The organism is Veillonella parvula, assembly GCF_018378075.1.
GTDB classification, from domain to species: domain Bacteria; phylum Bacillota; class Negativicutes; order Veillonellales; family Veillonellaceae; genus Veillonella; species Veillonella parvula_K.
The window spans coordinates 111,543-133,096 of record NZ_JAGZYE010000005.1 but is presented as its reverse complement, the minus strand read 5'-3'; the positions used below and the strand labels follow the sequence as shown (position 1 = coordinate 133,096).

Below are 21,554 nucleotides of genomic sequence, written 5' to 3'. Positions count from 1 at the left end.
AATATCAAGTATTTCAATTCAAGTATATTACATCTTATTTGCTATATAATGATTCTATTTAAGGCAAAACTGGATTATAGTAAACCTTTTTCAGCTAATACAGATTTAGCGTATTCTGTAATTTCTTCTGCTGTGTCCATAGTAAGTGCTTTATTTGCCACCTCTTCACATTCTGCTTTGGAAACAGAACGCAAGATATTTTTAATAAGAGGAATCGAAGAAGCAGTCATGGAGAATTCGTCGAGGCCAAGACCTAATAGAATCATGGTCGCCACAGGATCACTAGCAAGCTCACCACACATGCCTGTAAATTTACCTTGTTCATGACTAGCATCAATGACGTGCTTAATAAGACGTAACACACCTGGATGCAATGGTTGATACAAGCTACCAATTGCTTCGTTCATACGGTCTACTGCCAATGTGTATTGGCAAAGATCATTCGTACCGATACTAAAGAAGTCTACATATTTAGCAAGAATTGGAGATATAACAGCTGCCGCTGGTACTTCGATCATGATGCCAACCTTGATATCCTTGTTGAAATCCTTACCCTCAGCCTCCAGTTCCTCCTTACATTCACTAAGCATAGCATTCGCTTGCTTCACTTCCTCAACGGAAGCAATCATAGGATACATGATGTGAATATCACCAAACGCACTAGCTCGTAATAAGGCACGCAATTGTACCTTAAAGATGTCTGGACGATTTAAGGATATACGAATAGCGCGATATCCTAGGAATGGATTCATTTCACTTGGTAAATCAAGGCATTTCAATTCCTTGTCTCCACCGATGTCCATGGTACGGATAATAACAGGCTGCCCCTTCATATCTTGGGCTACCTTTTTATACTCTTCGAATTGTATTTCTTCTGCAGGCAATTCGTCATTTTCCATGTAAAGGAATTCTGTACGATACAAACCAATACCTTGTGCGCCCATAGTGAGCGCATGTTTAGCATCCTTCGCCTTACCAATGTTGCCGAATAGTTCTACATGATGACCATCAATGGTAGTAGCTTCAAGATTAGCGGATTCGCGTAACCGTTTTAACTCTTCTTGGAACGCCAACGCTTGATTTGTATACTCCGTCCAATCCGCATCAGATGGATTGATTTCCACGATACCATCCGTACCAAGAACGACTGCCTTATCGCCATCTGCAAAGCTTTCAATATCACCAACGCCCATAACTGCAGGAATCTCTAAGGTGCGAGCCATAATAGCCGCATGAGATGTAGGGCCACCTGCTGCCGTAACGATACCTTTTACTACCGCTTTATCAAGGGATGCCGTATCAGATGGTGCCAAATCATGAGCCACCAAGATAACCTCGCCAGAAATATGTGATAAACCGCGAGGGTTCATGCCTAACATATTACGCATCAAACGATCACCGATATCCTTAATATCTGCGCCTCGTTCACGCATATAGGCGTCTTCCATGCCGAGAAAGATATTGGCAAAGGTTTCAATTGTTTGAGCCGTAGCCGCTACCACATTCATATGGCTAGACTCAACAAGGGATTTAATTCCGTCAGATAAGGATGGGTCTTGAGCAATTTGCATATGCGCTTCAAAAATAGCCGCCTCTTCTGGCCCCATTTCATCCAACGCTTTTTTACGAATAGTATCCAATTGTTTTAAGGTAGATGCCATAGCAGTTGCAAACTTGCCAATTTCTTCTTCTACCTTGTCTTCCGTTACATTGTAATCAGGAATGACAATTTCCTCTTGAATATATCTATATACATTGCCTACTGCAACGCCACGAGATCCAGAAATCCCTTGAATTCGCATATGTGTTCCTCTTTCTATTACGATTAACTACATTACTCTTTATTTTATCATTTCTCTGTTAAACAATAAAGTAATCCAAATACCTATACTCCCTTAAATAACCGTCCCATATGGGGCATTTTTTGTTTTACTATAACTCTCAATAAACGTTGTAAGCTTTCCTTATTTTCCCTTTATTTTGCTATAAATTTATACGATTCCATGCCATGCTTAGGACCTATTTATGATATAATATTATAATATAGAATATATAATAATAAACATATGAGACTTTCACGGGCTTCATGGTGAAAGTCTTACTTATTGATAGGAGACTTTATGAAATTAACGAAAATGCATGGTCTCGGCAATGACTTCATCCTCTTTGCCGACCCACAAGGGACGTCTAAAGACTACACAGACCTCGCCATCCGCCTTTGCGATCGTCGCACGGGTATTGGTGCTGATGGTCTTGCTATCCTAGTTCCTTCCGAAACCTGTGATGTGCGCATGCGCATCATCAACTCCGATGGTAGTGAAGCAGAAATGTGCGGTAATGCCATCCGTTGCTTTGCCAAATACGCTTATGAACACGGTGAAACAACGAAGGAGACTTTCACCATTGAAACCTTAGCTGGCGTAATGAAGCCTACATTGACTATCGAAAACGGTATAGTCACACAAGTTACTGTAGACATGGGCAAACCATTTTTTAAGGCCCAAGACATTCCTATGAATGTAAACATGGATAAGGTTATCGACGTAGACCTCAATGTAAACGGTGAAACCGTAACAGTGAGTTCTGTATTGCTCGGTGTGCCTCATACGGAGGTATTCATCGACGACATTACAAAAGCCCCTGTTACAACACAAGGCCCTATCCTTGAAAAGCACGATGCCTTCCCTGCCAACACCAATGTAAACTACATTGAAGTGGTAAACGACAAACACATCAAGGTGCGCACATGGGAACGCGGCGCTGGCGCTACTTTAGCTTGTGGAACAGGATCTTGTGCCTCTGCCGCTATGTCCTTTGAAAAGGGCTTAACAGGCCGCGAAGTAGATGTGGAACTCTATTTAGGAACATTGCATATTTCATACTTGGAGGATGGCACGGTGCTCATGACAGGCCCGGCTGAGGAAGTCTTCGAAACAGAACTTCCTATCGATTAAAATGAAGTGGTTACAACTTATATTAAATGCGTTCCTAAGGTACCAACAGGGCCGCACACTCATGCCACGGAATATAGAGCCCCTTTTGGGACTACTTGCATCCATTCTCGTCATCCTCATAGCCGTAGCCAATAGCATCGCTATTGGTTATGCCTTGATTGTCGTATGGAGCATCATGGCCTACGTGTTCTACCGCAAAGGATATACACTAAAAGAATTATTAAACCTATCTTGGACAGGTGCGAAAACATCCATCGTAGTGATGCAAATCTTCCTTCTCATCGGTTGGCTCATCGCCATGTGGCAAGCAGCAGGCGTTATTCCTATGATTATCGCCACAGGTATCGATTTAATTGATCCATCCATCTTTATCGTCTGTGCCTTTTTAATAACAGCTATAGTGAGTATGTTGTTAGGTACTGCACTAGGCACTGTAGGCACGATAGGCATCGTACTCATCACGATGGCAAGAGCTGGAAGTATTCCAGAAAATATTGTGGCCGGTGCCATTATTGCAGGTGCTTACTTTGGTGATCGAAACGGTCCACTATCCTCTAGTGCATCTCTTGTAGCGGCCTTGACCCATACAAAGGTATCGACAAATATTCCCATCATGTTTAAAGATGGTATTCCAGCACTCATCATCTCTACAGTGCTGTATCTATTACTATCTCAGTGGTACCCACTCAATTACGAAAATAGTTTACTATCCGATACAATTCACTTTATTTTCAATATCGATTGGACTTTATGGATTCCAGTCATCATCGTCATTGGCCTATTGCCTTTGAAAGTATCTATCCGTTGGCCTATCGGACTCAGTGCATTAGCGGCGGCCATTCTAGCCTATACCAATCAGGATGTGAGCCTCTCAGAGTTGGGATGGTATACCTTAACAGGCTTTGAACTACCGCACTATAATCCACTAGCTAATATCATTCATGGCGGCGGTCTACAAACGATGTTTATCCCTACCCTTTCAATTTTTATGGCTACTGCCATTTCAGGCATGCTCGAAGGGGTTGGCTTCTGGAACGATATACGACAACTGTTAGAGCGAGCTAAAACACGGAGCGATGTATTTGCTGCCAATGTAGGTCTTGCTTTCTTAACAGGTGCGGTTGGATGCAGCCAAGCTATTGCGGTAGTTATGACGCACTCTATTATGCGTATTACCTACGCACAGCGAGGTATTCAAGACGAAGATGTAATGCTAGACTTTGAAAATAGTGGCATTCTCATCGCTCCATTACAACCATGGAATATCGCTGCCTACGTGCCCATTGTCATGATGGGTACAAGTTCAACAGGTTATGTACCATTTGCCTTCTTCCTATATCTAGTACCACTCATCTATTGGTTACGATTACGGAAGCAAGATCAACCAATCATACGCTAATTAGTATTATCTCAAAAGGGGAAATTGTATGATTTATACCATTACCTTTAATCCAGCTCTCGATTATATCGTGCGCCTTGATCACCTCAAGACGGGTACTATTAATCGCACCATCCAAGAATACGTTCTCGGTGGTGGCAAAGGTATCAACGTATCTATCGTGCTCAACAATCTTGGCATGGATACGACAGCACTCGGCTTCATCGCAGGGTTTACAGGCGAAGAAATCGTAACACAACTCAAGAAATTCGGCGTGAAAGAAGATTTCATCCGGCTTCGCGAAGGATTAACCCGCATCAATGTTAAGGTAAAAGCCTCTGATGAGGAAACAGAGATTAATGGCCGCGGCCCAATCATCGGTACCGACGAATTAGAAGCTCTATACAAACAGCTTGATGCGTTGACCGAAAAGGACACCTTAATCCTTGCTGGCAGCATTCCTTCTAGCCTACCAAGCGATATGTACGAACTCATTATGGAGCGCTTACAACATAAAAATATTCGCATCGTAGTCGATGCTACAAAGGATCTACTCACAAAAGTCTTGCCTTATAAACCATTTTTAATTAAGCCAAATAATCACGAGCTTAGTGAAATCTTTGGGCGCACTTTATCTACAAAAGATCAGCTTGTAGAAGCAGCAAAAACATTGCAAGAGAAAGGCGCACAACACGTGCTCATCTCCATGGCTGGTGATGGTGCTATTTTGGTGTCCGCTGACGGCACTGTATATACCAGTCCTGCCCCTAAAGGAACTCTCGTGAATTCCGTGGGTGCTGGCGACTCCATGGTAGCCGGCTTTATTACGGGCTATGAAAAGACGGGTGACTTACAAGAGGCGCTCTATTGGGGTATCTCCAGTGGCTCTGCCTCCGCTTACTCTGAAAACCTCGCAACCCTTGAAGAAGTAGAAACACTGCTTTCACAAGTACGAGTTAAATAGTTTTATATTTTATGTGCATCAAGGAGTACACATATGAAAATCACTGATCTATTAAAACCTCAATCTATCCTACTGAATGCAGATCCTGTCACAAAAGCTGACGCCATTTACACCTTAGGTGAATTGATGGACAAAGGAGGCTATTTGACAGACAAGGCAGAATATTTAAAAGCTGTCTTCGCTCGTGAAGAGTCTGGTTCTACAGGCCTTGGCGACGGTATTGCCACACCACATGCTAAATCTGCAGGAGTAAAAGAACCAGGCCTCGCCGCTATGGTTGTACCTAATGGGGTAGACTTTGAAGCATTAGATGGTCAACCTTCTCGCCTATTCTTCATGATTGCGGCTCCAGAAGGCGCCGCTGACACTCATGTTGAGGTATTGAGCAAACTAGCAACTATGGTGATTGACCCAGACTTCAAAGAAGCCCTAATTCAAGCGGCTACTGTTGATCGATTCTTAGAGCTCATTACAGCTAAAGAAGAAGGAAACTTTGACCCATCCGTAGAAGGATATATCAAACCAGCAGAGGATCAAAAAGCAACCAGCATTACCGATGCTATCGAAGCAAAGGCTACAGAAGCAATTGAAAAGGTAGCACCTAAGATTTCTGTAGATAACCCGCATTATGATGTACTTGCTGTTACTGGCTGCCCTACAGGCATTGCACATACCTATATGGCGGCTGAATCTTTAGAACGCAAAGCTAAAGAAATGGGTGTTTCTTTAAAAGTAGAAAAGAATGGTGCATCTGGTGTTAAAGACGCTCTTACAGCAGAAGAAATCGAGCACGCTAAATGCATTATCGTAGCTTCTGACCGTCAAGTAGAGATGGCACGCTTTGATGGCAAACCTATGATTCAAACTAAGGTTGCGAACGGCATCAATAAAGCGGAAGAGTTATTGCGTGAAGCTATGGCTGGTACAGCACCTGTATACCATGCTTCCCCATCTGACAAAAATGGTGCAGTGGCTGCATTCGATGCGGCAGATAACTTTGGTCGTCAAATCTACAAACATTTGATGAATGGTGTCTCCCACATGTTGCCATTCGTTATCGGTGGCGGTATCTTAATTGCCCTTGCCTTTTTATTCGATGTATTCGACCCAGCAAATCCTAAAAACTTTGGTTCCGGTACACCTCTTGCAGCTTTCTTAATGCAAATCGGTGGCGCTTCCTTTGGCTTCATGTTACCCGTATTAGCGGGTTACATCGCTATGAGTATTGCGGACCGTCCAGGTCTTGTAGCTGGTTTTGTTGGAGGCTTATTAGCTAACCAAGGTGGCTCTGGTTTCCTAGGTGCATTGATTGCCGGTTTCGCAGCAGGTTATTTGGTATTATTAGTTAAGAAATTAGTATCTGGTTTACCTCAAGCCTTAGAAGGTACAAAACCGGTTCTCTTCTACCCTGTGCTTGGCGTATTATTCATTGGTATCGCCATTACCTTTATCATCAATCCTCCTGTATCCGCACTTAACCACTGGTTGATGGACTCCTTGCAATCCATGGGCACAACGAGCCGCGTATTGTTAGGTCTTATCTTTGGTGCTATGATGTCCGTTGACATGGGCGGCCCTGTAAACAAAGCGGCTTATGTTATCGGTACTGGTGCTCTTGCAACTGGCGAATACGGTATTATGGCGGCTGTCATGGCAGGCGGTATGGTTCCTCCATTGGCAATCGCTCTTTGTACTACATTCTTCCCTAGCCGCTTCACAGAGGCTGAACGTAAATCTGGTATCACAAACTACATCATGGGCCTTTCCTTCATCACAGAAGGTGCCATCCCATTTGCAGCAGCCGATCCAGTTCGCGTATTACCAGCTTGTATTATCGGTGCTGGTACAGCCGGTGCGTTATCCATGTTCTTCGAATGCACACTACGCGCTCCACACGGCGGCATTTTTGTAGTACCAACAATTGGTAATCCACTACTATACCTTGCGTCCATCGCAATCGGTTCCGTTGTGGCTTGCTTTATCTTAGCACTTGTAAAGCCAAGCTTAAAAAATAGTATCACAAAATAAATCATTAAAATTAACCATCAATTATAGCTTATATATGATTGATTGATGGCTGATAATTGTTGATTGTTTATGATGAGTTTCGACGATTAGCAGTTAGTAACTAATAGTTAACATTTAGCGACTAATTGATTAATGACTCTTATGATGGTAAAAGCTAGTGTCACACTAGTAGATATAGTAAAAGGACTAGAATATACGTATTCTGAACTGACCTAAAATTGGACATAATTTAGGAGGTATAGTTCAAAAATATACGTGCTCTAGTCCTTTTCTTATATTCAAAAATAATTAATATTATTTTATAATTCATTATCAAAACTACTTTCAAAAGTGGAAGCAAATCCTCAAAATTGTACAATTACATCGATTTATGTTAAACTATATAAATATTAATTAACTTTAAAATTATAAATTATTATTAGAAATCTAGTTCGGAGAACTAATTCATGAAATCATCCAAAAATTGTAAGGTTACTGCTGCATTTCTTGCCGCAGCTGCGCTGGGTGGTGTTGCCCATGCAGAGCCTACACTTAACATGAATGATTTAGTAGGTACGAGTACCAGTGCTGAATCAACGACACAAAGTACTACAAGTGTAGCAACTCCAGTCGTGAAACCAATGGCAACTCAGCCAGTCTTACCAACTACACCACAACCAGCCACCATTGTACAACAACAAGCACCACCGATGGCACAACCTCAACCATCCTACGTGATGCAACCAGCAACGGTTAGCCCTATACAAACTCAACAAGTTACACCATTACAAGCAGTACCGCAACAAGTAGTACCAATGCAATCTCAACAACAGGTTCAAGCTCAACCTCAGTATGTTGTCAATAAAGATACAAAGGCTGTCATGGAACCTACATTAGCAATGCACAGCTTGATAAATGTACAGCGAAAAACTGAACCTGTTACTGTAGAGAAACCAGTAGATGGTAAGCAACAAGTACAAACTACACAAGTACAGCGTACGCCTGTTGTTATTCAACAAGAATCCATAGCGCCATTAACTGTATCTAATACTACAGTAACAAAAGCCGTAGTAGCAAAACAGAGGCTTACGATTCGAGATATTCAACGAGCTGAGCGTGAACGTTTAGCTCAACTAGCCGCGGAAGAAGCAGCTCAACAAGAAAATGTATCACAAGTTGATCAACAACAACTCGCTCAAAAACAAGCTGAAGCTCAACGGCAAGCAGCACTACAAGCACAACAACAAGCAGAAGCACAACGGCAAGAAGCTTTGCGGGCGGAACAAGAACGTGTGGTAGCTCAGCAAACCGAGGCACAACGACAAGCGGCTTTACGTGCTGAACAGGAACGTATTGCGGCTCAACAAGCTGAGCAAGCTCGTATTGCAGAAGAACGCCGTCAAGCGGCTGAGCTAGAACGCATCCGTATCCAAGAGGAACAACGCCGTATTGCTGAGCAACAAGCAAATCAAGAACGTTTAGCGGCTCAACAAGCCGAGGCGCAACGCCAAGCTGCTATTAGAGCTGAGCAAGAACGTATCGCCGCTCAACAAGCCGAGGCGCAACGTCAAGCGACTATTAGAGCAGAGCAAGAACGTATCGTCGCTCAACAAGCCGAGGAGCAACGTCAAGCGGCTATTAGAGCTGAACAGGAACGTATCGCCGCTCAACAAGCTGAGGCGCAACGACAAGAAGCTTTACGCGCTGAACAAGAGCGTATGGCGGCAGCTCAACAAGCTGAAGCTCAACGTCAAGCGGCTATTAGAGCTGAACAGGAACGTATCGCCGCTCAACAAGCCGAGGCGCAACGTCAAGCAGCTATTAGAGCTGAACAGGAACGTATCGCCGCTCAACAAGCCGAGGCTCAACGACAAGCTGCTATTAGAGCGGAACAAGAACGTATCGCCGCTCAACAAGCCGAGGCTCAACGCCAAGCAGCTATTAAAGCAGAACAAGAACGTATCGTTGCTCAACAAGCCGAGGCTCAACGCCAAGCAGCTATTAAAGCAGAACAAGAACGTATCGTTGCTCAACAAGCGGAAGCTCAACGCCAAGCGGCTTTAAAAGCTGAACGTGAGCGTATCCTCGCTCAACAGGCTGAAGAAGAACGCTTAGCGGCTGAAGAAGCAGCTCGCCAACGTGCTGAAGCCGCCGCTAAAGCTGAAGCCGAACGACAAGCAGTTATTAGAGCAGAACAAGAACGTATGGCAGCTCAACAGGCTGAAGCTCAACGCCAAGCAGCTATTAAAGCAGAACAAGAACGTATCGCCGCACAACAGGCTGAATCTCAACGGCAAGCAGCTTTAAAAGCTGAACAAGAGCGTATCGCGGCCGAGAAAGCTAAAGCTGAACGCGAAGCCGCTATAAAAGCGGAGCAAGAACGTATTGCTGCTAAACAAGCGGAACTTGCAAGACAAGCTGTGATCCAAGAAGAACAAGAACGTTTAGCTGCTGAACAACTAGCAAAAGAAGAAGCGGCAGCTGCAGCTAAAGCTCAGGCTGAAGCAGAGGCAAAAGCTAAAGCAGAAGCAGACGCTGCAGCTAAAGCTCGGGCTGAAGCAGAGGCAAAAGCTAAAGCAGAAGCAGACGCTGCTGCTAAAGCGCAAGCTGAAGCAGAGGCAAAAGCTAAAGCAGAAGTAGATGCTGCTGCTAAAGCTCAGGCTGAAGCCGAGGCTAAGGCTAAAGCTCAATCTGAAGCCGAAGCAAAAGCTAAATCTGACGCAGAGACTAAACAGGTTCAAGAAAGTAAATTACCGCAATCTTATGTAAACGCTCGTAATGAAGCTTCCACAAAGGGCTCTACTGTTACAGAAGAGAAAAATATTCTCTCCCAACCAATTGAACCCCCATTGCAAGCTGATGCGTCTGCAAAGATTAGTCTTGCTTTCGACGCGAAAAATTATGAATCCATGTCTACCACAGTAGATAATAAGGAAATTAAATATCGCGCCTTCGAGTATATCCCTTACGTGGCTAATCCAATCGACATAGATCAGCAATACATGAACATTTATGTACCAGAGGAATATTTCAACAACGGTACAATCAATGGTTACAATACCCAAACAGCCCCTATCTTCATGCCAAATGCAGTAGGTGGTTACATGCCGAGCCAAGCTATGACGCCTAAGGTGGAAAATGGAAAACCTAACAGTGTTCTTTACGCATTATCCCGTGGTTATGTAGTAGCTTCCCCATCTACTCGTGGTCGTACCAATAAAGCTTCCGATGGCAACTTCATCGGTAAGGCCCCGGCAGTAATCGTTGACTTACAAGCGGCTACAGCCTACTTACACGCTAACGATTCCGCTATGCCAGGTAATGCAAACCGCATTATCACAAATGGTACAAGTGCAGGCGGTGGTGTATCCTTGTTACAAGGTGCAACTGGTAACAGTTCCGACTTCCAACCATATTTACAAGCATTAGGTGCAGCTACAGCGGCAACTAATGTATACGCAGTATCTGCGTATGCCCCTATCACTAACCTTGATGCGGCTGATATGGCTTACGAATGGAGCTATAATGGTATCACATCCTTTAACAAAGTAACTATGGGCCAAGGCGAATTACCACAAGCTAATGTAGGTGGCAACTCTGCTCCACCACAACGCACGATGCAACGTGTAAACTTGAATGCAGACGATCTATCATACTCTAAAATGCTCAGCGAACACTTCCCTGATTACGTAAATAACTTACAATTACGTGACTCTCTAGGTCGTGTACTAAAACTTGACAAGAACGGTAACGGTACTTTCAAAAATTATGTAAAAGAATTTATTGTTGCTGCCGCTAATAAAGCAGCAGCTAAAGGTACTGATTTATCCAAGCATACATACCTTGTACGAGATAATAAAACAGGAACTATCAAAGACATAAACTGGGAAGCATATAACCACTTTGTAAGTCGCTCAAAAGCGCCTGGTGCCTTTGACTCTCGTGCTAATGATACAGGTGAAAACAATCTATTTGGTACAAGTACTACAGATAATAATCACTTTACCATTACTGCTGCATTACACGATTCAACAGCTAACCAAGATGTATACGTAGAAAATGCTAAGATCGTTACTATGATGAACCCAATGAACTATCTTGGTTCTCCTGCTGCGACAAATGCACGATTCTATCGTATTCGTTATGGCACAGCCGACAGTAATACATCTGTTGCAATTCCTTTAATCGTAGGTACACGTGCTCAAAACCTTGGGTACAGAGTAGATATGGCAACACCATTTAATGTAGATCACTCTGGTGACTACGATTTAGAAGAATTATTCAACTGGATGGATAATATCGTTAAAAACGGTAGATAATCACAATTAAATACATACCAAAATACTAAAGGAGCTACCTAGTAGTTCCTTTTTCATATACAATTATAAATTTTCTTGTGTATTCAATTATAAATGTTATTGTGAAAGTCCCTCTCCGACTATGAATAATCTGCACCATTATTTAATCAGTACATCACCCTATTATAATAATAAAAGAATTCAATCAAAAAAGGATGCCCCCTGTAAAATACAGGGGGCATCTATGTGTTTGAGCCAGGTAAAAGCAATTATTATGCTTTCACCATGATAGGCGATTAAACTTCAGGGAACAATGCTGTAGATAAGTAGCGTTCGCCTGTATCAGGGAGAATTACTACAATATTTTTGCCTTTATTTTCAGGGCGTTTTGCCAATTCTTGAGCCGCCCAAAGCGCAGCACCAGAGGAAATACCTACCAATACGCCTTCTGTGTGACCGAAAGCTTGAGATGTAGCAAAAGCATCCTCGTTAGAAACTTGGATTACTTCATCGTAAATGTTAGTATCCAATGTATCTGGAATGAAGCCAGCACCTAAGCCTTGGATTTTATGAGGGCCTGGTTTACCATTAGACAATACAGGAGAATCTGCTGGTTCTACGGCAACCACATGTACATCAGGGTTTTGTTCTTTCAAGTAGCGACCTGCACCTGTCAACGTACCGCCTGTACCAACACCAGACACGTAGATATCTACAGTACCATCAGTATCTTGCCAGATTTCAGGTCCAGTTGTTCTGTAATGAATTGCTGGATTAGCTTGATTTACGAACTGACCTGCTTCAATAGCACCGGCTGTAGCCGTTACGATTTCCTTAGCTTTTGCAATAGCGCCTTTCATGCCAAGAGAACCGTCAGTCAATACGAGTTGCGCGCCATAACCAAGCATTAATTTACGGCGTTCAATGGACATCGTTTCAGGCATTACGATTACAACTTTATAACCAAGCGCAGCACCTACAGCAGACAAGCCAATACCAGTATTACCAGATGTAGCTTCTACGATTGTGCCGCCTGGTTGTAATTCACCAGATTCAACTGCAGCTTGAATGATTGCTGCTGCGATACGGTCTTTTACGGAACCGCCTGGGTTGAAGTATTCCAATTTTGCGAAAATATTAGCGTTTGCACCATATTTTTTACCAAAACGTGTAGCAGCTAATAATGGTGTTTTACCGATTAATTCAACAAAAGATTTTGCAATTTTAGACATAGTGGTCACTCCTTATTAAATAGAACCATCCCAATTATCATATTTTGTATCAAGTTTAGCATAGGTCCCATCGATTACATCTTGAAGGGTTACGTTTTCTAAATAATCATGAATATAGTTTTGTAATCCTGCCCAGAAACCAACAGTCCGTTCGTTGATCACTGTATCAGTACTCACCCCTTCATCAAGGGTAGAGATGATAGCCATAGATTCCTCTGTAGCAAGCAAAATTTCAATAATTGTATATTCTTTAGGACTTTTAGATAAGCGATAGCCGCCATACTTACCGCGGATACTATCCACTAGTTTTGCAGCGCCTAAACGAGCTACGATACCTTCTAGGTATTTTTCAGATATGCCTTGTCGTTCTGCCACAGATCGCAAGGAGACAGGTTTATCTTGACCTTGCTCTGCCAAATCGATGAGGACCATCAATGCATACCGACCTTTTGTGGAAATCCTCATATATTTTGCCTTTCTTTGTAAACGTTAGTGTTAAACACACCCCATATTATAAAGTACTTATATTATATTTATAAAACCTTTCATATTAATAGGAATTAATTTCATTATAGACCACTCACTATAAAAATGCAAGAACTTATTTCCTACTTTTATAAAGGGATATTTACTCATTCTATATTTATTGAGTTTATCCTATATTTTAACTTAATAACTTGCCTCGTAGAAAGCTCAAGTTATAATACTTTTGTTAATTCGCAACACAACGAAGTAAGGATAATCTTATAACACAAAAGGACCAGCCCGAAGGCCAGTCCTTTTGCGTATAGTTTGTAGTTTGTTATATGAGGTTTACCATGATGAATTGGAGAGGGTTCATCTGGTATTGGGACTTACCGTATCGTCAGGAAAACGATGCGCGCCCGTGTTTATGTCATTTGAGGAGTTGTCTAGATTACTCTAGCATTTAAGTATAAGTTTCTTAATTAGATTTTACCTACAAGATCAAGACCTGGTTTCAAAGTATCTTTACCTGGTTTCCAACGTGCAGGGCACACTTGATCACCATGTTTAGCTACAAATTGAGCAGCTTGTACTTTGCGAACTAATTCTTCAGCGGAACGGCCGATACCCATATCATGAATTTCTGCTGTACGCACGAAGCCTTCTGGATCTACTACGAATGTACCACGGTAAGCCATAGCAGATTCTTCTTGGAATACATCGAAGAAATCAGCCAATTCATGTTTTTTGTCAGCCAACATGTAGTACTCGATTTTATTAATGCTTGGAGAAGCATCAGACCATGCTTTGTGAACGAATTCGGAGTCACAAGATACGGAGTAAACTTCGCAACCCAATTCTTTCAACTCTGCATAAGAATTTTGTACGTCTTCCAACTCAGTAGGGCATACGAATGTGAAGTCTGCTGGATAGAATACGAATACAGACCATTTACCCAACACGTCTGCAGTGCTAACTTTTACCAATTCAGGTTTTTTGAAAGCATCAAGTGTAAATTCAGGAAGTTGTTTACCAATAATAGACATGTTATGTCCTCCTTATTTGAGTTCCATATGTAACGAATATATTTACATTGGTGTACTTAACACCATATCTATATCTATCTTTGTCTATATAATAACAAATATCATTCAATATTGCAAGCGTTATTTTTAAATTTATCGATATATTTTTTCAACATTTTCGATGTAGGCAAAAAAAAGAAGAAAAATGCTCATTTCTGAGCATCTTTCTTCTTTTTACGTACTACAACAGACTTACTGTTCACAGTAGCGTGATCAAAAGCTATTAAACCCGCTATATTAGCAAGCCCTCTCCGTGCTATGTGACCAGTTGTAGATTGTTCTTTTCCCGATTTACCATATACAAACTGCTCTAGTTTGAGTGCAGCTAATATAAATAAACCTATAATAGATAAAATAGATTCCATCGCTTTAATCTATTTTTTTAGTTCTAAGATTGCATCTACGAAACCACGGAATAATGGATGTGCATTATTTGGACGAGATTTAAGTTCTGGATGTGCTTGTGTACCAATGAAGAATGGATGATTTTTTACTTCAATACTTTCAACGAGACGGCCATCTGGAGATGTACCAGAAATTACGAGGCCTGCATCAGTCAATTGTTGACGATATTCATTGTTGAACTCATAGCGATGGCGATGACGTTCATAAATCAAATCTTCTCCATAAGCCTCGTGAGTTTTCGTACCGGCTTCCACTTTGCATGGATAGATACCTAAACGCATTGTACCGCCTTTTTTATCTACATCAACTTGATCACTCATCAAGTCAATTACTTTGTACTTAGCATTTTCATCGAATTCGCTAGAGGTTGCTCCTTCCATGCCACATACGTTACGAGCAAATTCCATTACTGCAGATTGCATGCCAAGGCATAGGCCAAGATATGGAATATTGTTTTCACGAGCGTATTGGATTGTGCGAATTTTACCTTCTACACCACGGGAACCAAAGCCACCAGGCACGATGATACCTTCAACACCTTCAAATACCTCTTTAGGATCTACAGAAGTATCATCAAGTTCTTCAGAGTCAATCCAACGAATATTCACTTTAGTACCTGTAGCAATACCAGCATGATCTAGAGCTTCAACTACGGATAAATACGCATCATGCAACGCTACATATTTACCAACGATAGCAACTGTAATATCTTTATTAGGATTCAAGATCTTATGAACCATTTCTTTCCATGCAGTCATATCACATGGACGATCTTCAAGACCTAACTTTTTGATAACAATATCATCAAGACCTTGATCTTGCATCATCAATGGCACTTCATAGATAGAGCTACAAGTTTGATTTTCAATAACTGCTTCAGGTTCTACGTCGCAGAACAAAGCAAGTTTTTCTTTCATATCATCAGAGATATGTTTCTCACTACGACATACCAAAATATCTGGTTGAATACCAATGCTACGCAATTCTTTTACACTATGTTGTGTAGGTTTTGTTTTCAACTCGCCTGCGGCATTGATGTAAGGCACTAACGTAACGTGAATGTAAAGTACATCGTTACGGCCTACTTCTTTTTTCACCTGGCGAATAGCTTCCATAAATGGCAAGCTTTCAATATCACCTACAGTACCGCCGATTTCTGTAATAACTACATCAGCATTATCCTCTTTACCTACACGGTAAACATTTTGTTTAATTTCATTTGTAATATGTGGAATTACTTGTACAGTGCTACCTAGGTAATCACCTTTGCGTTCTTTATTGATTACAGACCAATATACTTTACCAGCTGTAATATTAGAACGTTTGCTAAGGTTAATATCGATAAAGCGTTCATAATGCCCCAAATCAAGGTCCGTTTCGGCGCCGTCATCTGTTACGAATACTTCACCATGTTGGTAAGGGCTCATCGTACCAGGATCGATATTAATGTATGGATCAAATTTTTGAATCGTTACATTGAAACCGCGGTTTTTTAGTAAGCGACCCAAAGATGCTGCTGTAATCCCCTTTCCAAGAGAAGAAACAACGCCGCCAGTTACGAAAATATACTTAGTTGCCATGATGCCTCCCACCTATTACATTTTTTCCGGAGCGGAAATACCTAAAATACCCAAGCCTTGACGAAGAACGAGGGCAATCGCTGTGATTAATCCAAGACGAGCTTGTTGCAACGCTGGATCTACGCCAATGATACGACCTTGACGGTAGAATGAATGGAACATGCTTGCCAAATCGTATAAGTACCGAGCAATACGATGAGGTGCACGATGTTCAGCAGCTTGAACGACCTCTTCCGGATATTCAGCTAATTTCTTAATTAATTCTAATTCCATTTCACTTGTAAGTGTTGTGAAATCAGTTTCACTATAATCGCCAAATGCGATGCCAGCTTCACGCACTTGGTTGTAAATGCTGTGAATACGAGCATGAGCATATTGGATATAATACACCGGGTTGTCATTACTGCGAGATTTTGCCAAGTTAATATCGAAATCAAGTTGGCTGTCTAAGGAACGCATCAAGAAGAAATAGCGAGACGCATCTACGCCAACCTCTTCAATCAATTCATCTAATGTAACGCTATCACCACTACGTTTAGACAATTTAACAAGTTGTCCGTCACGGAACAATGCTACCATTTGTAATAACAATACTGTTAATTTATCAGGGTCATAACCAAATGCCGCCATAGCCGCTTTTACACGACATACATAGCCATGATGGTCAGCGCCCCAAATATCAATCATTTCTTTAAAGCCACGATCAAATTTATTGCGATGATACGCAATATCTGCCGCCAAATATGTAGGAACCCCATTATCACGAATAACTACGCGGTCTTTATCATCACCATAATCAGTAGATTTTAACCATAAAGCACCGTTTTTTTCATAAACTTTGCCAAGGGCCTTTAATGCCTCTACGGAATGATGAATCTCATCCGTTTCATGAACTGTACGTTCAGAGAACCAATTATCAAAAGTAACGCGGAAGTTTCTTAATGTTTCCTCTAAGCGAGCTAATTTTTCTTTTAAGCCCTCTTCCTTAAACAAGGCTACACGATCTGCTTCGTTCATAGCATTTAATTTATCAAAGCCTTCGCGTTCTGCAATCGCTTTCGCTGTTTCAATAATATCTGGGCCACGATAGCCATTTTCAGGGAACACTAAAGCCCCTTCTGGAATATCGAACTCAGGCATAGAACCGTCTTCATTGCGTTTAGGTGGGAATACTAATGTAGCACCTTGTAACTCTTGGAAACGGTACTCAATGGAAATAGCCATGTTGTCGATTTGATTACCTGCATCATTGATATAGTACTCGGATTGTACATTATAACCCGTTGCACGTAACAAGTTTACAAGAGCACTACCGTACGCAGCACCGCGACCATGACCAACATGCAATGGACCTGTTGGGTTTGCACTTACGTACTCTACTTGAATTGTATCGCGCGCACGCAATGGTTGAACACCATACTCAGTACCAGCATTCAAAATGGCTTTTAACGTATCGTACACCATATCAGATTTCAAAAAGAAATTAATAAAACCTGCGCCGGCAACCTCAGCACGTTCAAGCCAATCAAAATTCATATGACTAATCAAAGCTTCAGCAATGGCTCGAGGATTTTGACGAGCTACACGAGCGGATTGCATAGCGATGTTTGTAGAAAAATCACCGAATTCCTTTTGAGGTGGCACTTCGAGAACGATTTCTGGATATTCCCCAGCCGGCAAATCACCGCTGTTAATCGTATCTTGTAATGCCTGTTCAATCCCCGATTTCAGGATTTCCTTCATGTCCATGCTCTATATCCTCCCGCACGTCTATATCTAACTGATTATAAAATTGCCATTCACCTTCAACGGAAATATCATATCCTAAATGAACATGACCTACGCCATCATGAAAGTCTACTGTTAATTCATGAGTATTTACAGCCATATGTAAATCACCATATGGTGTTTCATATACGGCTTCACGTTCTTCACCACGGACGTATTGATGACGCATATTGACAGCCCCTGTTCGGAGCAACACGATAGAATCATCATGAATTTTAATGGTCGTCTTAACCCCATCCAATCCAGTCACACTAGATTCTTCATAACGCACATATTGAGCATTACCTTTTTCATGTGACGTACCTGGGGAAATCAGTTCCACTACGGTATCCTTGCCATCCATATCTCGTTGTACACTCTTTACGGACACTAGAACCCGCTTCATTTTCAACCTCCATGGTAGTAATTAATCATCATATTATACCATAATCAAGGACTATTTTGCACCCTTAATGAGTCCCAATTTCTTAGTCTTCGTCATCCGTTTAATAGCATATTCTCTGCGTTGTGCTTCTTGTTTTTGATGAAAGCTTTCAGAATATACCAAGGTCACAGGACGACGTCCTCGCGTATATTTTGCACCACCTGGGATATCTCCATTGTGAGCATCTATTCGACGTTTGAGATCTGTAGTCCATCCACAATACAAAGAATCATCTGCACATCGCACCAAGTACACATAGTGCCGTTCTTCAGACTTAGCATCCTTATTTGCCATTTTTCGCATCATCAGTGATTGGTTCCAATGTGATAGAATTGATAATTACTGGTTCAACTGGTTTATCATTGCGACCAGTCTTAACCTTGCCAATTTTTTCAACTACATCCATACCTTGTACTACAGTACCAAAGATGGTGTGTTTATTATCTAACCAATCCGTAGGTCCCAAGGTAATGAAAAATTGAGAGCCTCCTGTATTAGGGCCACGGTTTGCCATGGCAAGAACGCCCATTTTATTGAAATGTAAATCATTGGAGAATTCATCAGGAATTGTATAGCCCGGTCCACCGGCACCTGTGCCATCAGGATCTCCACCTTGAATCATAAAGCCTTCGATAACACGGTGAAATGTCACACCATTATAGAAGCCTTTTTTCACGAGATAATCAAAATTTTTGACCGTAATCGGTGCTTTAGACCCTAACAAACGAACCTTAAATTGACCATAGTTTGTATCAAAGATAGCATATTCATCAGCAATTGGTGCGTTTGTAAAATTGGGCATAGCTACAGTTTCTGCTTTCACGGTGTTACCTTGTGGTTGTTCACCACTGTTTGTACCGCATGCAGTTGTACCAAGCACTGTAATCCCCAACATTGCGCATAAAGCCAAGCGTTTCCAGTTCATATGTCCCCCAAAATACTAATATTATATTTAACTAAAATGTAGATTTAAAATTTACATAGAAAAACCGCTCAACCCATGAGCGGCTCTTTTTTAGTATATCATATTATGGCACTATTGAGATTAAAAATATAAAAAAATAATATAACAATAAATAACAATAAAAAACAGAGCTTCAAAGGAGCTCTGTTTTTGTAATCCTCAAATAATCACGTAGTTAATTCGATTATTTAGAATCAAATTGATCTGGAGTTGTATTGTTATAAGACTCAATATAATTATTGAAATTCTCAATCATGTCGTTAAGGTTGTTTTCATTTGCATCGTTAAGTACTTGACGAACAGAACCAACTACAGAGTTATAAGAGTTAACAAGCACTTCTCCACGATCATTATTTATGCTCTTAAGCAATGTTTGAATTTCATTAAGTTCTTTTTCTACAGCTTGTTTGTCTGCATTTCTAGGAGCTTTTTCTACGTTTTCTACAAGAGTAGTCAAGCGAAGCGTAGATTCCATTGCTGCAGCATAGCCTTTTTTACCGTCTTTTTTCAATTTTTCGATTTGTTTCTTAGTTTGTTCGGTATTAGCTTTGTTAAGAGCATCATTGAACTTCGCATAAGCTGCATCAAATTTTTCTACTTGTGCTACGTATTTAGCTGCTAGTTCTTTACCTTTAGCGCCACCATCGTTCATGTAGGCTTTAGAATCATCATAAGCTTTCAAATCTTTGAATGTTGGTACTAATTCATTAAGAACATTTAATACATTATCGCGTTCTGTATCAACTTCTTTGAACGTAGAACCCTCTTTTTTAGATTGTTCCAAAGCTTCTTTTAAAGTATCATAGTGAGGTTGACGACCAATAGCACCTTCTTGGAAACCACCTTTTAATTTAGCCAAACTGTCTGCATAGTTTTGACCCCAAGTAGCATTGTCACCATTGAAGCGATTTGTTGCATCAATAAGGGTATTAAGCTTAGCAGCTGCTTTCTCATCGCTACCGCCATCAACTACGGAGGATACTACGGAGCCAATGCCACCCGCTTTATCACTGCCGCAACCAGAAACAAATAAACCTGCTGTCAATGCTGCTACACAAAGTAAAGTTGAAAATAATCTGCGTTTATTGTTCATATCTTCTCTTCTCCTTTTAACACATGAATATTGAACTAAGCGCATTATACTAACTATACTACACCAATTCTGTAGCCACAGCTACAAAAATAAATCTTCATATAAGCTTCACCTAACTTAGAGGAATTATCAATAATTAATCGATCCATTTAAAATGCTTACACGCATTATAAATGCCATCTTTATCACAGTCTGTAGTAATATAATCAGCCTTTGCTTTTAATTCAGGGCGCGCATTACCCATAGCAATATTTAGCCACTCAGGTCTAAACATAGACAAATCATTATACCCATCACCAAATACAACGGCTTGATTTGGCTTCATTCCAAAGTGTTCAAGCATATTACGAATACCCAACGCCTTTTCCATAGGCTCATATAGAACACAGCCATCACCATAACGAATGAGCTTATGTGTCATATGCTCGATATCCTTCTCCTCTTCCTCTCCTTCCTTGAAAAACACATAAATCTTATAAAATTCTTCAACACTATGAAAATCAAAATTAGGATCTACAGTTGTTTTAAATACATCCCAATTAGGATGCCACTCTAGAATTTCCTTATATGGCGTAATACGACCGAGTTTATTGCGATCAGTTACGGCCCAAGGAATATTATGTGATTCTAAATACTCTAAATATTTAATACATGCATCACGATCCATACCTATCATAGATACCAATTCATTATTAACAGTGATACTGTGACCACCATCTGCTACAAAATCAGTAAGGCCCGCTTGCTCTGCGAAACGCTTAGCATCCACTTGAATACGACCAGTTGCTAAGGCTACACGATGACCACGACGCTTTAACTCATCTAAACTGTATTGAGCACTTTCAGGGATTTTACCTTCAGGCCATACAGCTAAGGTATTATCGATATCGAAAAAGAAAAACTTCTGTTCCACAGGC

General features: G+C 41.2%; 17 protein-coding genes. 5 read left to right on the top strand and 12 right to left on the bottom strand.

Annotated elements, in window-relative coordinates:
* Nucleotides 1–74: 74 nt before the first annotated feature.
* Nucleotides 75–1,802 (bottom strand): phosphoenolpyruvate--protein phosphotransferase, encoded by a 1,728-nt coding sequence (ptsP, locus tag KH286_RS06095; protein WP_155085940.1) that lies wholly within the window; start codon nucleotides 1,800–1,802, stop codon nucleotides 75–77.
* Nucleotides 1,803–2,120: 318 nt separating this feature from the next.
* On the opposite strand from ptsP, the gene dapF reads away from it, so the two are divergent.
* The 5 genes from dapF (at nucleotide 2,121) to KH286_RS06070 (ending at nucleotide 11,622) form a co-directional block, all read left to right on the top strand.
* Complete coding sequence (gene dapF / locus KH286_RS06090) at nucleotides 2,121–2,954, top strand: diaminopimelate epimerase (RefSeq protein WP_004695030.1); 834 nt, start codon at nucleotides 2,121–2,123, stop codon at nucleotides 2,952–2,954.
* 1 nt (nucleotide 2,955) lies between these two features.
* On the top strand, nucleotides 2,956–4,353 hold the full coding sequence (locus KH286_RS06085; protein ID WP_042986489.1) for a Na+/H+ antiporter NhaC family protein: 1,398 nt from the start codon (nucleotides 2,956–2,958) through the stop codon (nucleotides 4,351–4,353).
* Nucleotides 4,354–4,381: 28 nt separating this feature from the next.
* The gene (gene pfkB, locus KH286_RS06080) at nucleotides 4,382–5,296 is read left to right on the top strand and encodes a 1-phosphofructokinase (protein WP_101928485.1); all 915 of its coding nucleotides are present in this window, start codon (nucleotides 4,382–4,384) and stop codon (nucleotides 5,294–5,296) included.
* 33 nt (nucleotides 5,297–5,329) lie between these two features.
* On the top strand, nucleotides 5,330–7,324 hold the full coding sequence (locus KH286_RS06075; RefSeq protein ID WP_004695026.1) for a PTS fructose transporter subunit IIABC: 1,995 nt from the start codon (nucleotides 5,330–5,332) through the stop codon (nucleotides 7,322–7,324).
* Nucleotides 7,325–7,770: 446 nt separating this feature from the next.
* Nucleotides 7,771–11,622, top strand: a complete 3,852-nt coding sequence (locus tag KH286_RS06070; protein ID WP_278617756.1) for a subtype B tannase — start codon at nucleotides 7,771–7,773, stop codon at nucleotides 11,620–11,622.
* 275 nt (nucleotides 11,623–11,897) lie between these two features.
* Here KH286_RS06070 and cysK read toward each other — a convergent pair whose 3' ends face one another.
* The 11 genes from cysK to KH286_RS06015 form a co-directional block, all read right to left on the bottom strand.
* Nucleotides 11,898–12,833 (bottom strand): cysteine synthase A, encoded by a 936-nt coding sequence (cysK, locus tag KH286_RS06065; RefSeq protein WP_012864824.1) that lies wholly within the window; start codon nucleotides 12,831–12,833, stop codon nucleotides 11,898–11,900.
* A 15-nt stretch (nucleotides 12,834–12,848) separates the two neighbouring features.
* Nucleotides 12,849–13,298 (bottom strand): RrF2 family transcriptional regulator, encoded by a 450-nt coding sequence (locus KH286_RS06060; RefSeq protein WP_004695020.1) that lies wholly within the window; start codon nucleotides 13,296–13,298, stop codon nucleotides 12,849–12,851.
* A 482-nt stretch (nucleotides 13,299–13,780) separates the two neighbouring features.
* Nucleotides 13,781–14,344, bottom strand: coding sequence for an alkyl hydroperoxide reductase subunit C (gene ahpC / locus KH286_RS06055; RefSeq protein WP_004695016.1), 564 nt, complete (start codon nucleotides 14,342–14,344; stop codon nucleotides 13,781–13,783).
* A gap of 188 nt (nucleotides 14,345–14,532) precedes the next feature.
* Nucleotides 14,533–14,748, bottom strand: coding sequence for a hypothetical protein (locus tag KH286_RS06050; protein ID WP_060919048.1), 216 nt, complete (start codon nucleotides 14,746–14,748; stop codon nucleotides 14,533–14,535).
* 9 nt (nucleotides 14,749–14,757) lie between these two features.
* The gene (locus KH286_RS06045; RefSeq protein WP_004695015.1) at nucleotides 14,758–16,368 is read right to left on the bottom strand and encodes a CTP synthase; all 1,611 of its coding nucleotides are present in this window, start codon (nucleotides 16,366–16,368) and stop codon (nucleotides 14,758–14,760) included.
* 15 nt (nucleotides 16,369–16,383) lie between these two features.
* A complete protein-coding gene (gene argS, locus KH286_RS06040) occupies nucleotides 16,384–18,117 on the bottom strand; it encodes an arginine--tRNA ligase (RefSeq protein ID WP_278617755.1) in 1,734 nt (577 codons plus the stop codon).
* Nucleotides 18,083–18,541 (bottom strand): DUF1934 domain-containing protein, encoded by a 459-nt coding sequence (locus KH286_RS06035; protein ID WP_004695011.1) that lies wholly within the window; start codon nucleotides 18,539–18,541, stop codon nucleotides 18,083–18,085. Before KH286_RS06035 ends, argS begins: the two co-directional genes overlap by 35 nt.
* Nucleotides 18,542–18,592: 51 nt before the next feature.
* Nucleotides 18,593–18,874, bottom strand: coding sequence for a GIY-YIG nuclease family protein (locus tag KH286_RS06030; RefSeq protein WP_105087148.1), 282 nt, complete (start codon nucleotides 18,872–18,874; stop codon nucleotides 18,593–18,595).
* On the bottom strand, nucleotides 18,864–19,505 hold the full coding sequence (locus KH286_RS06025) for a peptidylprolyl isomerase (protein ID WP_024061365.1): 642 nt from the start codon (nucleotides 19,503–19,505) through the stop codon (nucleotides 18,864–18,866). Before KH286_RS06025 ends, KH286_RS06030 begins: the two co-directional genes overlap by 11 nt.
* A 223-nt stretch (nucleotides 19,506–19,728) precedes the next feature.
* A complete protein-coding gene (locus KH286_RS06020; RefSeq protein ID WP_278617754.1) occupies nucleotides 19,729–20,637 on the bottom strand; it encodes a DUF3829 domain-containing protein in 909 nt (302 codons plus the stop codon).
* A gap of 136 nt (nucleotides 20,638–20,773) precedes the next feature.
* The gene (locus tag KH286_RS06015; RefSeq protein ID WP_004695003.1) at nucleotides 20,774–21,550 is read right to left on the bottom strand and encodes an HAD family hydrolase; all 777 of its coding nucleotides are present in this window, start codon (nucleotides 21,548–21,550) and stop codon (nucleotides 20,774–20,776) included.
* Between the last annotated feature and the right edge of the window lie 4 nt (nucleotides 21,551–21,554).